This window comes from Achromobacter sp. ACM03, assembly GCF_014851665.1.
GTDB classification, from domain to species: Bacteria; Pseudomonadota; Gammaproteobacteria; order Burkholderiales; family Burkholderiaceae_B; genus Achromobacter; species Achromobacter aegrifaciens.
This window is the reverse complement of the sequence record NZ_JACVAD010000002.1, coordinates 625301-639298: the sequence shown is the minus strand read 5'-3', so window position 1 is coordinate 639298 and position 13998 is coordinate 625301. Positions and strand designations below refer to the sequence as shown.

Genomic DNA, 13998 nt, shown 5'->3' with positions numbered 1-13998 from the left:
ATGACCCACATCGACCCCGTCACGCTGACCGTCATCCAGAGCGGGCTGCATCAGGTATGCAATGAAATGGACCTGGCGCATTGCCGCGCGGCGTTCTCACCCATCATTTCGGAATCTCAGGACCGCTCCAACGGCATCTACCACCGCGACAGCGGCGAACTGATCGCCCAGGGAGAGCTGGGCCTGCCCATCTTCGTGGGCACCATGCAGTTCTCCACCCAGGCCGTGATCGAACGGGCCAAGGACATCGCCCCCGGCGATATCTTCATGGTCAACGATCCCTACCTGGGCGGTACCCACCTGATGGACGTGCGCTTCGTCAAACCCTACTTCTATCGCGGCAAGCTGTACGCCTGGCTCGCCAACACCGGCCACTGGCCCGATATGGGCGGCATGGTGCCCGGCGGATTCTCTGCCCACGCCACCGAAATCGAGCAGGAAGGACTGCGTCTTCCTCCAGTCAAGCTCTACAAGAAGGGGGAGCTGGATCCGGAAATCCTGTCCATCCTGATGTCGAACATCCGCATCTCCGAGCAACGCATCGGCGACATCAAGGCCCAGGCGGCCGCGCTGGCCATCGGCGAACGACGGCTGACCCAGCTGTTGGACCGCTACGGTCAGGACACCGTCGACACCGCCATCGAAGAACTCAAACGCCAGGCCTCCGTCCAGACCCGCGCCGTGATCGCCGCGATTCCTGACGGTGAGTATCTTGGACAAGCCTTCCTGGATTCCGACGGCGTGCAGGACCAGCCGCTGAAGGTGGCGGTGCGCATCCGCAAGGAAGGCGAGCTCATGCACTTCGACCTCAGCGAATCCAGCCCGCCCTGCGCCGGCCCGATGAACAGCGTCATCGCCACGACGCGCTCATCCATCTACCTGGCGATCAAGCATGTTTTCCCCGAACTGCCCATCAATGCGGGCCTGTTCGAACCGCTGCGCATCGAGGATCCCGACGGCACCTTCCTTTATGCGAAGTATCCCCGGCCGGTATCGGGCTGCGCCGCGGAGGTCAGCCAGCGCATCGCCGAAGCCGTATTCGACGCCTTGCAGAAAGCAATCCCCCAGCGCCTGTTCGCGGCGCCCGCCGGCACCACCGCCAATCTTGCCATCGGCGGCGATGACCCCATGCATGGGCGCTCCTATGTCATGTACGTCATCTCGGGCGGCGGCTACGGCGGCCATCCCGCAGGCGATGGACTGACCAACGGCTGCTCCACCATCGGCATCTCCAAGGCCGCGCCGGTGGAGGTCCAGGAACAGTTGTATCCGGTGCTCTTCGAGCGCTACGCCATCCACGAAGGATCCGGCGGACTGGGCGAGTTCCGCGGCGGCATGGGCATCCATTACCGGATCCGTCTCAGGGCAGGCTCGGCGCGCGCTTCCATGGTCATGGACCACGGAAAATTCGGTCCGCCCGGCGCGGCGGGTGGGCAGGAAGGCGGCCGTACCCGCGTCACTGTCTATCGCGACGGCGCAGCCTATGTGCCAGCCCATGTATCCAAGGATCAGGGGATCGTCATGCAGGCCGGCGACGTCATCGAGGTCTACACGCCCGGCGGCGGCGGCTATGGCGATCCCGCGCGGCGCTCGACACTCGCCCGCGAGAACGATATACGGCAGGGCTACTACCCCGGCTGACGCGCCGTCCCGCACGGGACGGCCGTGGCGCCCACGGACTTCGGTCCGCGGCGCCGTTCCTACTTCGGTAATTCCTGCTGGCTTTCATCCGATGACTAATCTTCATTAGACGGTTTTCACCACCCGCCTACAATCCTCGCCAGGGTCAACTCAAATAAAAAGACCGTGGAGACAAGATGAAGACAGCCGTTCCTGGCGGGGCCTCCCTTCTCACCCGACTCAAGTACCTGGCATTGGCCGGCCTGTTCATGGCGGCCTCCGGCCACGCGCAGCAGCCGGCAAAGCTGGTCGTCGGCTTGCCGGCCGGCGGATCGTTCGATACCGTGGCCAGGATCGTGGCGGAGAAGCTTCCCAATCATCTGGAGCGGCCCGTGGTGGTGGAGAACCGCCCCGGCGCGCAGACGCGCATTGCCATTCAGGCGGTCAAGGGCGCCGCGCCCGACGGAAGCAGCTTGCTGGTGGCGCCGGGCGTGGCCATCTTCCTCTACCCGCACCTGTTCCGACAGCTCAATTACGATCCCTTCGCCGACCTTAAGCCGGTGACGCAGCTGGTGAGCTGGGACATCGTGCTCGCCGTCGCGGCCGATAGCCCCGTCACCTCGTTCAACGAGTTCCAGACCTGGGCCAGGCAGAATCCGGACAAGGCGTTCTACGGTACATCCGGCACCGGCAGCCTGCAGCATTTCCTGGGCGTTTCACTGGCCAGGCGCCTAGGTACGCCGCTGGAGCACATCGCGTTCAAGGGCGGCAAGGACGCCGTGACCGCGCTCCTGGGCGGACACATCAATGCCATCGTTATGGATGCGGGCGAAGTGGTCCCGCTGGCGCAGGCTGGCAAGCTGCGCGTTCTGGCGACCTTCAGCGCACAACGCGAACCGGCGCTGCCGCAAACGCCGACCATGCGCGAACTCGGGCTGGGCGAACTCGAGACCTCGGGCTGGGCTGGGCTGTATGCACCGGCCGGCACCCCAGAGCCAGCCATCCGCAAGCTGAATTCGGCGGTAAACGACATCCTCGCCCTTCCCGACGTCGCCAAGCGTCTTTCCGAGCTGGGCATGCGACCGGCCGGCGGCACACCGCAGGCGGTCGACGCGCTGGCGCGCCAGCAGCTCGAGCAGTGGCGCGATACCGTGGCCCAGTCCGGCTTCGTGGTCGATTGAGCTGCGCCGCCCGCCACCCATTTTCTGATCTCACTGGATCAAGTCCCATGTTCGCATTGACCACCCTCGACATCGCCTCTCGTCCCGTTGCCTGCCTGGAAATCGAAGGGCGGAATTATCCGCTGGCCACCTGTGCCCAGGTGTTGGACCAGCCCGCCCTGGATACCTCCGTCCGCGATCTCTTCGAAGACTGGCCGCGCTCGCTGGCGCTGCTTGAGCAGGCAGCCGCCCGCCGCTCCGCGCTCGACGGCCATGAGGTCTCCGGACCGGTGCGCCACATGGCTCCGCTGCAGTATCCGGGCAAGGTGCTTTGCGCCGGGGCCAACTACCATGACCACCTGGCGGAAATGAACGTCCCGAACGCCGAGGACAAGTCCGCACAGCGCCTGTTCTTTTTCTTCAAGCCGCCCCGCCAGGCCGTGGTCGGCGAGGGTGCCACGGTACACATGCCCATAGGCTGCCAGCGCCTGGACTGGGAGATCGAACTGGCGCTGGTGATAGGAAAGACGGCCAGGAATGTGCTGCCGGAAAATGCGCTGGACCACGTGGCGGCGTACACCGTCGCGGTCGACATGTCGGCGCGCGACCTCAACAAGGCGCCCGACACCTTCTACAAGCTGGACTGGGTGGCCGGCAAGGCGCATGACACCAGCTGCCCGCTCGGACCCAGGCTGGTGCCGGCGGCGTTCATCCGCGACCCCATGGACCTGGGTCTGAAGCTCAGCGTCAACGGCCAGATCAAGCAAAACGCCCGTACCAGCGGCATGGTCTTCGACATCCGTGAGCAGCTGGCAATCCTGAGTCGCATCATGACGCTGGAACCCGGAGATCTAGTACTGACGGGCACGCCCGCCGGCGTGGGCGCGCCACAAGGCACGTTCCTCAAGATCGGTGACGAAATCAGCGCAACGATCGAGGACATCGGCACGCTGGCGGTACAGATCCAGGCATCGCGCTGACATCCTGGCCGGCCACGGCCGCACCTTTCCAATGAGGCAGTTCCATGCAGTCTCTTTTCTCTCCCCTGCCCGCCACAGCCGGCGACACCATCTTCGCGCTGGTTGAAGCCTTTCAGAACGACCCTGCGCCCCACAAAGTCAGTCTCAGCATCGGCACCTACTTTGCCGAAGACGGCAGCATCCCTGTGATGCGCGCCGTGCGCCAGGCCCGCGACATGCTCGTGCAGGCGGGAAAGCCGCATCCCTACTTGCCCATCCCCGGCTCGGCCTCATACCGCAACGCAGCCAGATCGCTGATCTTCGGAGCCAATGGCCCCGAGCCTGAGCGCGTGGTGACGACCCAAAGTGTCGGCGGCACCGGCGCCTTGAAGCTGGGCGCGGACTTGCTGCGCCATATCTGCCCCAAAGCGACGGTCTGGGTCAGCGATCCGACATGGGAGAACCATGCTCAGATCTTCCGCCAGGCGGGCTTCGCGGTGCATGAGTATCCCTACTACGACGCCCAAACTGCCACCGTGCGCTTTGCGCAGATGCATGACGCGTTGCAGGCTCTGCCGGCAGGGTCCATCGTCGTGCTGCACGCCAGCTGCCACAACCCAACTGGCGTGGACCTGTCTGCAGATCAGTGGGAGGCACTGACCGAACTGTTTGCGCGCCAGGGCCTGATTCCCTTTTTTGACCTGGCGTACCAGGGGTTCGGACTAGGTCTGGATGCGGACGCCGAACCAATCCGGGCAATGGCGCGGGCGGGCGTGGAATGCCTGGTCGCCAGTTCCTTCTCGAAGAACTTCTCCCTGTACGGCGAACGCTGCGGCGCCCTGAATATCGTGTGCCGCGACCAAACCGCCGCGGACCGCGCGCTGGGCCAGCTCAAGCTGCTGATACGTGGAAACTACTCCACGCCTCCCACGTTTGGCGCCGCCCTGGTTGCCGCCATTCTGAGCGATGACGCGTTGCGGCAAGTCTGGACCGATGAACTGGAGCAGATGCGGACACGGCTCGTCAGCCTGCGCGCCCGCTTGTCCAACGCGCTGACGCAATTGACCGGCGCGCGCGAAGCCTGGGACTATATCGAGCGACAGCAAGGACTGTTCTCCTACATGCGGTTGAGCCCCCAGCAGGTCGAATCGCTGCGCCGCGAACATGCCGTGTATCTGCTGAAGTCCGGCAGACTCTGCGTTGCCGGCCTGACCGACGGCAACATCGATTATGTCGCACGCGCCATCGCCGCTTGCGCGCAGCGCTGAACATTTCTCCCTGCGCCCGCAAGTCCGAGGCGCCCCACTGATAGGAGCAAGGCAATGGCCCTACCCAACCGGCTTATGGCCGCGAGTTCCGGATTGATGCTGGCCCTGGGACTGACACTGCCGGTGGCCAAGGCCGCCTCCGATGCCGGCCTGCTGCAGGAGGCCCTGCAACGGGCGGACCAGACCGAGTCTGAAGTGATCGCATGGAGACGCCACATACACCAGCATCCTGAGCTGTCGTACCAGGAGACCGAAACCGCGAAGTACATCGCCGACGCCTTGCGCGCCATGCCCGGCATCACCGTCGAGACCGGGATAGCGCGCACAGGCGTCAAGGCCGTGCTCAAGGGCGGCAAGCCAGGACCGGTGGTGGCGTTGCGCGCCGACATGGACGCCCTGCCCGTCGAGGAACGCAATGACCTGCCATTCCGCTCGCAGGCCAAGGCCGTCTGGCGCGGAGAGCAGGTATCGGTTTCCCACGCCTGCGGCCACGACACTCATGTCGCAATGCTGCTGGGCGCGGCCAAGGCCTTGTCGGCGATGCAGGACGAACTGCCCGGCACGATAGTCTTCCTATTCCAGCCCGCCGAAGAATGGGGACCCGACAAAGAGCCCAGCGGCGCCAGGGCCATGATCGCGCAGGGAGTGCTGGAGAATCCCAAAGTGGACGTGGTCTTCGGCCAGCACATCAGCGCCGGCGCCCCCTCCGGCACCATCGCCTATCGCGCCGGCCCTACCATGGCCAGCGGCGACCGCTTCGAGATCTCACTGCACGGCAAGGGCGGACACGGCGGACGCCCATGGACCGCGAATCCCGCGCTCGTACCCGCGGCAGAACTGACATTGGCGCTGCAGGGCATCACCAGCAGCAAGGTGGATCAATCCGACGGCGTCACCGTACTGTCCATCGGCATGTTGCAGAGCGGACGGCGCGCAAACATCCTGCCCGAAAGCGCCGAACTGGCGGGCACGGTACGCTCGCTATCGTCGCACAACCAACGCATCGTCCACGAGGCCATCCGCACACGCGCCGAGCATATTGCGCAGGCCTACGGCCTGAGCTCCAAGGTGAACATCTACACCGGCTACGAGGTCGTCGACAACGATAAATCCCTGACCGGCAGCTTGATACCTGCATGGCAGGAAGCGGCCGGCGCCGGCAAGACAGTTGAAATGCCCGCGCCATCCACCGGCAGCGAGGACTTCGGCGCATATGGCGTCAGCGGCAAGGTGCCCTCGGTCTTCTGGTTCATTAATGCCTCGCCATTGGGCGACAAAAGCGGCGCGCCCAACCATTCGCCGGAGTTCGCCATCGACGAAAGCGCGCTGCGCGTGGGTGTACGCGCGCTGGTGGCTTCCGCGCTGACGTACATGGACAAGCAGTAGGCCGCCCCCCCCACATCCCGATCCCGCCCAGCGCCGCTACGCGCACCGGGCGTTCCTTCCAATGCCCCCGATACGGGGAGCTGATCGTGCCCTGTTCGTTCTGTTCCCGAACGGACCATGTCTTCCATCCCAGCCTTCCGACCGTCCCCTAGCACGCTCGTGCTCGCACGAGCGTGGCGCGGCAGGGTCTTTCCTTGCTCCCAACCCCCATAAAGATACCTATTGGTATTTTTCATTGCTCATAAAAAACAAAAATCTCAGCATTAAAAACCGGGATTTTTTATATGGGAAAACGCGATTGACATAAAAACATACCGAATGGTATGTTTGCCCAAAGAATGCAGCCCGCCGCTGAAGGAGACAATCGGCGGACGGTCTGCACGCAGGCTCACCAACCCATGGCAAGGATGTCTAAGAATATGGATACCCCACGTTGGAAGCAGCGCCCGGAAGGATCGAATTGGGGAGACTTCGGCCCTGACGATCAGATCGGGCGCATGAATCTGCTAACCCCGCAAACGCGCTTGCGCGCGTTCCGCGAGGTGCAGGAAGGCCGGGCGTTCTGCCTCAGCCTGCCGCTGGACTACCCAGGCGGGAACACTTTGTTCCAGCATCGCCGGGAACCGCAGTTCTCCTACGACAAGCGCGGCGACGGCCACAACTACAACTATCGGCTGTCGCAGGTCTGCCCCTGCTTCAACGACGTCGTTTCGGACGACGCCGTCCTCATGTTCCTGCAGTACTCGACCCAATGGGACGGACTGGGGCATGTTGGACAGATGTTCGATGCGAACGGCGACGGGCTGCCCGAAAAGGTCTACTACAACGGCTATCGCGGCGGCCTGGACGTGATCGGGCCCGATGACGCAAAGAGCGGCCTGGGCGCCAAGGCCATCGGTATCGAACGCATGGCCACCGCCGGCGTCCAGGGGCGTGGCGTGCTGGTCGACCTGGAACGCCGCTACGGGCGCGAACGCGCACTGATCGGCTATGACGAGCTGATGGCAGCCCTGGACGGCGTCGCGGTACTGCCCGGCGATTTTCTCTGCCTCTATACGGGCTTTGCCGACCTGATCCTGGAAATGAACAAGCAGCCGGACGGCGACGTCCTGGCGCGCTCGTGCGCCGTGCTGGACGGCCGCGACGAACGCCTGCTGCAATGGATCACCGACTCCGGCATCGTGGCAATCTGCGCCGACAACTTCGCGGTGGAAGCCTATCCGGCCACGCCAGGCAAGGGTGAGCACTATCCCGGCCTGCCCCTGCACGCGCATTGCCTCTTCAAGCTTGGGCTGCATCTCGGCGAACTCTGGTACTTCGCAGAGTTGGCGCAATGGCTGCGCGAGCATGGCCGCAGCACTTTCCTGCTGACGGCGCCGCCGCTGCGCCTGCCCGGCGCGGTAGGTTCGCCCGTCACTCCCGTCGCCACCGTCTGAAGCCGGCCGCGGGCGCTACGCCCGCGGCTCTCACCTCTTTGCCGGAGACCGCAATGCTGAATCGCATTCCGGCCTGGGCCGCCTTGGCCCTGGCCAGCCTCGCCCCACTTGCGCAGGCCGCCTCACCCAACTACCCAGACAAGCCCGTCACGCTCGTCATTCCCTTTCCCCCCGGCGGCACCAGCGATGTGGTGGGCCGGCAACTCGCCATGCAGTTGGGCGAGGAGCTGGGAGGGACCTTTGTCGTCAACAACAAGGCCGGCGCATCCAGCATGATAGGCGCCACCTTCGTGGCGCGCGCACCCAAGGACGGATACACCCTGCTGCTTTCCTCCGGCAGCACCTTCACCGTCACGCCTCATTTGATGACCCAGATGTCGTACACGCTGGACGACTTCGCGCCGGTTTCCGCTATCGCCACCGTGCCGTTCGCCTTTGTAGTGAAGAAGGACTTTCCCGCAAAAAACGTGGCCGAATACGCCGCCTATGCCAAAGCTCATCCCGGCAAGGTCAACAACGCCACCAACGGTCTCGGCAGCATGGTCCATTTGCTGGGCGAGCTGGCTGCAGCTGGCATGGGCGTGGACGTGACGCAGGTGCATTACAAGGGCGCGGCGCCCGCCACCGTGGACATGATAGGCGGCGTGGTCGACTCCAACGTGGAGGCGCTTACCAGCGCCGTTCCCAATGTGCGCGCCGGGCAGTACCGCGCGCTGGCCGTGCTGAGTCCGCAGCGTCAACCGCTGTTGCCCGACGTGCCCACATTCGCCGAGCTGGGCTATCCGGACGTGGTCGGCGAAACCTGGTACGCCGTGTTCGCTCCGGCCGGGACCCCGGCGCCAGTGGTCGACAAGCTCAACGCCGCACTGCGCAAGATCACGGCTTCGCCACAGTTCGTGCGCACCATGCAGCAGATCGGCAATGAACCGCGCAGCAGCAGTCCGGCGGAACTGCGCGATATCACGTTGCGGGAGAGTCAGCGCTGGGGCGCGCTGATCGAGAAGTTGAAGATCCCGCCCGTGCAATAGGCGGGATCGCGGGCGCCCGGCTCAGCGCGGCAAGTAGCCGAGCGCCTGCATCCTGTGCAGATTTTCCAGCACCGACAGCTCGCTGTCGATGCAATCGCCGAAGCCGGCCTGGCGCAGCTTGATGGTGGATACCAGCGGCGGGAACGGCAAGGGGTGTTGCGCCGACCAGGTCGCGTCCGCGTACTGCCATGACAGCCCGATCAGGTCCGACAGCTCGTTCACATGCAAGCCCTCCCGCCGCGCCATCTCGCGCCAGACCTGGGCTTCGGCGGGCATGGCCTGCCGCATACGGGTCTGCACCAACTCCCCTGCTGGCATGCCGAAGAATTCGGCCAGGCGCTCAAACAGATGGCGCCAGGCCATCACATCGCCATTGGCGATATTGAAGATCTCACCCCAGGCTTGCGGCGCATCCCAGGCCCACTCGACCGCGCGAGCGATCAGACGCGCATCCGTGCATTCCGTCAACAGCTCCGGATGTCCGGGATAGGCCAGCGGCTGGCCCGATTCCCGCAACAGCGCGGCGTAGGCGCCCAGCGTCGCCACCGGATTCATGGCGCTACCCAGGGCAACGCCAAGCACGATCTGCGGGCGGAATATGGTCCATCCGAACCCTTGCCGCCGCGCCTGTTGTTCCAGCATGTCTTGCTGGTCGAAATAGAAATTGGCATGGTCGCGCACGGCGTCCTGCTCGCGCGCGGGGATGCGCATGGCCCGTCCCGTATGCACGCCGTAGGCCTTGGTGCCTTGCATCAGGGTCACATGCGCCAGCGGTGCGCCGTCCAATGCCGCCAACGTATTGGCCAGCATCCGCGTATTGATGGCGACGTTCTCCGGATCCCGCCACCCCTTGAGCAAATCCGGCTGCTCGTTCAAGGCGGCATAGACCAGATGCGTCACATCGCCGTGCTCGGCCAAGGCCTGCCGCGTTGCCTGCGCATCGCGCAGGTCGGCCGCAATCCATATCGCATCCCTGGCAAAGTCGGCCGACCGTCGCGACAAGCCTGCGCACAGCACGTCCGGCCGGCCATGCAGGTGCTCCATCACCGCCCGCCCCACCACGCCCAACGCGCCCACCACCAGCACCTTTTTTGTTGTCATTGCGACTCTCCGAACTCGAATGCGCCGTTGTCGATGGCGATCTCGCCGCGCTCCACAACCACGGCGCGAAAGCGCGCCAGTCCCGGCTGCTCCCGCCAGACATCGACTCGCAGCCTCTCGCCCGGATAGACCGGCGCGCGAAAACGCCCGCTCATGGAGCGCACCCGCTCGGGCTCTCCCGGACAGCAAAGGCGCGCCAGGCCCAGACCGGCCACGCCAAAGCTGGCCATGCCATGCAGGATCGGCCGCTTGAAGCCCGCCAGCCGCGCGGCCGCGGGATCGATATGCAGCGGGTTCAGGTCTGCCGACAACCGGTAGACCAGGGCGGCCTGCGGCGAAGTAGGGCAATCGACAGCCGCATCGGGTTCGCGCGCCGGCATCGCCGGCGGCGCCGGCCGCGCCGACGCCCGCCCGCCGAAACCGCCATCGCCACGGCAGAACACGGTCTGCTGCAGGGTGGCCAGCAAGGCACCGTCCGCGGCATCGAACAGTTCACGCTCGACGTACAGCAAGGCGCCCTTGCCGGCGCCCTTGTCCGCCAGGTCGACGATGCGAGTCACGCCTCTTACCCGCCCCTTGGGGGCAAGGGGCCGGTGCAGGCGTATGGACTGTTCGCCATGCACCGTGCGGCGCCAATCCAGCCCCAGCGGCAGATCGCGCAGCCAGAAGCCCGGGTCCGCCAACACGTTGACCAGGGTCGGCTGGACCTTCAGCCGGGTTTCATCGACGTAGGACAGCTCCTCCTCGTCGACGGGATTCATGCCCGCGCCGAGCGCGAGGGCGTAGAGCGCGCAGTCGCGCCAGTCGTATTCCTGGATGCGCTCGGGGATGCGCGCAGCCAACAGTGTTGCCGGATCGATGGGCATGCGAACCTCACAAAACGTCGGCGGTGCCGAGTATGGCCGTGGCCTGGCTGGACAGCACGCCGCCATTGGCATGGGCGAGCGACACCTGCACGTCGGGCACCTGCCGCTCGCCCGCCTCGCCCCGCAACTGCTGCACCGACTCCAGCAAGGTGTACAGGCCGTACATGCCAGGATGGTTGCAGGACAGCCCGCCGCCGTTGGTATTGACCGGCAGCGAGCCCCCAGGCGCGATGGCGCCGCTGGCGACGAAGGCGCCCCCTTCCCCCTTGGCGCAGAAGCCCAGGTCCTCCAGGAACAGGATCGTGTTGATGGTGAACGCGTCATAGACCATGAGATGGCCGATGTCGCGCGGCGACAGCCCGGCCATGGCGTAGGCGCGTTGCCCTGACTCGACCGCGCAGGTGGTAGCCAGATCCGGCATGCAGGATATCTGCCTGTGGCTCGTCGCCACGCCGGTGCCCAGCACATAGACCGGCGGCCTGCGCAGGTCGCGCGCGCGATCCGCGCTGACCAGCACCACGGCGGCGCCGCCGTCGGTCACCAGGCAGCAATCCGCCTTGCTGAGCGGGTCGCTGACCATGCGCGAGGCCAGCACATCCACGCGCGTCAACTCGCCGCGCACATAGGCATCCGGATTGCGCTGCGCCCACAGGCGCGCCGCCACCGCCACGTCCGCCAGCTGCTCGCGCGTGGTCCCATACCGATGCATGTGCCGCGCCGCGGCCAACGCATAGCTCGAAATCGGATAACGCGGCGCGAACGGCGTCTCGTAGGGCTGCGGGTCAGGCATGGATGCCAGCTTGCCGCCTGCGGTCAACTGGTTCGACCCGTAGCAGATCAGCGCGACATCGCAAAGCCCGGTTTCCAGCGCAGCCATCGCCGATTGCAGATGGAACAGGAACGACGCACCGCCGACCATCGTGCCATCGGCCTGGCGCGGCTGTATGCCCAGCCGTTCCGCCACGTTCAGCACCGGCAGGCCGGATGTGGACATGGCGCAGTACAGACCATCTACATCCTTCATCCCCAGGCCGCAATCTTCCAGCGCAAGGATCGCCGCCTCCTGCAGCTGATCGAAGGGAGAACGGCCGGGCGCATTCCAGCGCCGCGTATTGCCTATGCCGGCAATGGCGCAACGGCCTCGCAAGCGGGCGCTCATGAGCGTTCTCCCGGGGCGTCGAATACGACGTAGGCCCCGTCATCGCCCGCGACGATGCGCGCGCGCACTTTTGAACCGATGGCAGGCGCGTCCACGCCCTCGACGCGGGTCATCATCCGCGCCCCGCCTTCCACTTCGACCAGCGAGACGTTGTAGTCTCCGGCGCGGTCGCGCACCGTCGTGGTTGAATAGACCACGCCCGCGCCCGGCGACTCGCGCCAGGTCAGCCGTGGGCTGCCGCAGGCCCGGCAGACCAGCGCCGGAGGAAAGCGCACGCTGGCGCAGTCGTCGCAGTGCTGCAACAGGATACGGCCCTCCCGCAAACCCGCCTGATGGCGGACGTCGGGTCCGGGCCCGTCAAAACGCGCATCGCCAGCCATACCTCACCTCCCCTGCCAGACGGGCGCGCGCTTCTCGGCAAACGCCGCGGAACCTTCGCGGGCATCGGCCGACGTGAAGACATGCTCGGTCAGTTCGGCCTGGCGGCTCCAGATCTCGTCGGCCGGCCAGCCTTGCGACTCGGCGACGACGCGTTTGCTGGCTGCCACGGCCAGGGGCCCATTGGCGACGATGCGGCGCGCCAGCTCCCGCGCGCCCTGCAGGGCCTCTCCGGGCGCAGTCACCTGGTTGATCAGGCCGTAGCTCAAGGCACGCGCTGCGGGAAACATGTCGCCGGTCAACGCCAGCTCCATCGCCACCCGGCACGGCAACTGCCGCGGCAGGCGGACCAGGCCGCCGGCTGTGGCCGCGAGCCCGCGCTTGACCTCCGGAACGCCGAACTGCGCATTCTCGGCCGCCACCACCAGATCGCAAGCCAGCACCAGCTCGAAGCCGCCCGCCAGCGCATATCCCTCGACCGCCGCGATAAGCGGCTTTTTCGGCGGGCGCATGGTCAGCCCGCCGAATCCTCGCCCTTCTATGCTGGGCCGTTCGCCGCGTAGAAAGCCTTTCAGGTCCATGCCGGCGCAGAACGAACCGCCGGCGCCGGTCAGGATGCCTATGCGCAGGTCCTCGCGGTCATCCAGTTCATCCACGGCTGCGGCGATGGCCCGCGCCACGGCAAGGGTCACCGCATTGCGCGCTTGCGGCCGGTTGATGGTGATCGTCAGGATTCCGTCGCTGCTCTCCAGCAATACCTCGTCGCTTTCCGTCTTGTTCTCGGTCATCGTTATCTCCTCTACACGTCAGCGTGGGGCCATGCGCAAGGCACCATCCAGACGGATGGTTTCGCCGTTGAGCATGGGGTTGGCAATGATGTGTTCTGCCAGCAGGGCGTATTCCGCGGGCATGCCCAGGCGCGCCGGGTGCGGCACCGAGGCTGACAAGGTCTTGCGGGCATCGTCAGAAACGCGAGCCAGCATGGGCGTATCGAAAATTCCAGGCGCGATGGTGCAGACGCGTATCGCCTTGCTGGCCAGGTCGCGCGCGGCCACGATGGTCATGCCCACCACGCCGGCCTTGGAAGAGGCATAGCCGATCTGGCCGATCTGGCCTTCGTACGCCGCCACCGAAGCGGTCAGGATGCAGACGCCCCGTTCGCCCTCGTCGTCCACCGGGTTGCGCGCCATATGGGCCGCCGCCACGCGCAGGGTGTTGAAAGTGCCGATCAGATTGATGCGGACGATGTCCGTATAGGTTTCCAGCGAGCCGGGATTTCCTTCTTTGTCGATGAGACGTACCGGCCCGCCGCGGCCCGCGCAATGCACCAGCACCCGCAAGGGGCCGAGCGTGGCCGCCAGTTCACACGCGGCCTGCACGTCGGCCTCCCGGGTGACATCCGTGGGAGCGAACAGCGCCCCGATATCGCGGGCGGCTGTCTCCCCCGCTGAACCAGGCAGATCCGCGATCACCACCTTCATGCCCTGCGCGACCAGGCGTTGCGCCGTCGCCAGGCCCAGCCCGGATGCGCCGCCTGTCACCAGCGCGCTGTTGCCTTCTGTCTTCATGCCAAAGCCCTCAGTGACGAAAAAGGAAATTTCATAGTACATACCAATGAGTATCTGATCAATAAAAAC

13 protein-coding genes are annotated in these 13998 nt (G+C 65.5%); 7 read left to right on the top strand and 6 right to left on the bottom strand.

What is annotated here, in order from left to right; genetic code table 11:
* From IB257_RS11210 to IB257_RS11180, 7 genes are all read left to right on the top strand, one after another.
* Positions 1-1641, top strand: coding sequence for a hydantoinase B/oxoprolinase family protein (locus IB257_RS11210; RefSeq protein ID WP_054452149.1), 1641 nt, complete (start codon positions 1-3; stop codon positions 1639-1641).
* Positions 1642-1817: 176 nt separating this feature from the next.
* Complete coding sequence (locus tag IB257_RS11205; RefSeq protein ID WP_175159828.1) at positions 1818-2801, top strand: tripartite tricarboxylate transporter substrate binding protein; 984 nt, start codon at positions 1818-1820, stop codon at positions 2799-2801.
* A gap of 47 nt (positions 2802-2848) precedes the next feature.
* Positions 2849-3760 carry a fumarylacetoacetate hydrolase family protein gene (locus tag IB257_RS11200; RefSeq protein WP_054452151.1) on the top strand — a complete coding sequence of 304 codons (912 nt, stop codon included), beginning with the start codon at positions 2849-2851 and terminating at the stop codon, positions 3758-3760.
* A gap of 44 nt (positions 3761-3804) precedes the next feature.
* Positions 3805-5007 carry an amino acid aminotransferase gene (locus IB257_RS11195; protein ID WP_175180522.1) on the top strand — a complete coding sequence of 401 codons (1203 nt, stop codon included), beginning with the start codon at positions 3805-3807 and terminating at the stop codon, positions 5005-5007.
* A 54-nt stretch (positions 5008-5061) separates the two neighbouring features.
* On the top strand, positions 5062-6393 hold the full coding sequence (locus IB257_RS11190) for an amidohydrolase (RefSeq protein ID WP_313387423.1): 1332 nt from the start codon (positions 5062-5064) through the stop codon (positions 6391-6393).
* Positions 6394-6812: 419 nt separating this feature from the next.
* Positions 6813-7829, top strand: a complete 1017-nt coding sequence (locus IB257_RS11185) for a cyclase family protein (protein WP_125471767.1) — start codon at positions 6813-6815, stop codon at positions 7827-7829.
* A 53-nt stretch (positions 7830-7882) separates the two neighbouring features.
* Positions 7883-8857 (top strand): tripartite tricarboxylate transporter substrate binding protein, encoded by a 975-nt coding sequence (locus IB257_RS11180; RefSeq protein WP_192352836.1) that lies wholly within the window; start codon positions 7883-7885, stop codon positions 8855-8857.
* 21 nt (positions 8858-8878) lie between these two features.
* Here IB257_RS11180 and IB257_RS11175 read toward each other — a convergent pair whose 3' ends face one another.
* Genes IB257_RS11175 through IB257_RS11150 form a run of 6 tightly spaced genes read right to left on the bottom strand, consistent with a single transcriptional unit; the run spans position 8879 to position 13929 of the window.
* Entirely contained in the window at positions 8879-9958 is a 1080-nt protein-coding gene (locus tag IB257_RS11175) for an NAD-dependent epimerase/dehydratase family protein (protein ID WP_192492313.1), read from the bottom strand.
* The gene (locus IB257_RS11170) at positions 9955-10824 is read right to left on the bottom strand and encodes a MaoC/PaaZ C-terminal domain-containing protein (RefSeq protein ID WP_192492312.1); all 870 of its coding nucleotides are present in this window, start codon (positions 10822-10824) and stop codon (positions 9955-9957) included. Before IB257_RS11170 ends, IB257_RS11175 begins: the two co-directional genes overlap by 4 nt.
* A 7-nt stretch (positions 10825-10831) precedes the next feature.
* The gene (locus IB257_RS11165; protein WP_192492311.1) at positions 10832-11983 is read right to left on the bottom strand and encodes a thiolase; all 1152 of its coding nucleotides are present in this window, start codon (positions 11981-11983) and stop codon (positions 10832-10834) included.
* Entirely contained in the window at positions 11980-12306 is a 327-nt protein-coding gene (locus IB257_RS11160) for a Zn-ribbon domain-containing OB-fold protein (RefSeq protein ID WP_233564553.1), read from the bottom strand. Before IB257_RS11160 ends, IB257_RS11165 begins: the two co-directional genes overlap by 4 nt.
* Before the next feature lie 60 nt (positions 12307-12366).
* Entirely contained in the window at positions 12367-13149 is a 783-nt protein-coding gene (locus tag IB257_RS11155; protein ID WP_054452160.1) for a crotonase/enoyl-CoA hydratase family protein, read from the bottom strand.
* 18 nt (positions 13150-13167) lie between these two features.
* Positions 13168-13929 carry an SDR family NAD(P)-dependent oxidoreductase gene (locus IB257_RS11150; RefSeq protein ID WP_054452349.1) on the bottom strand — a complete coding sequence of 254 codons (762 nt, stop codon included), beginning with the start codon at positions 13927-13929 and terminating at the stop codon, positions 13168-13170.
* Positions 13930-13998 lie beyond the last annotated feature (69 nt).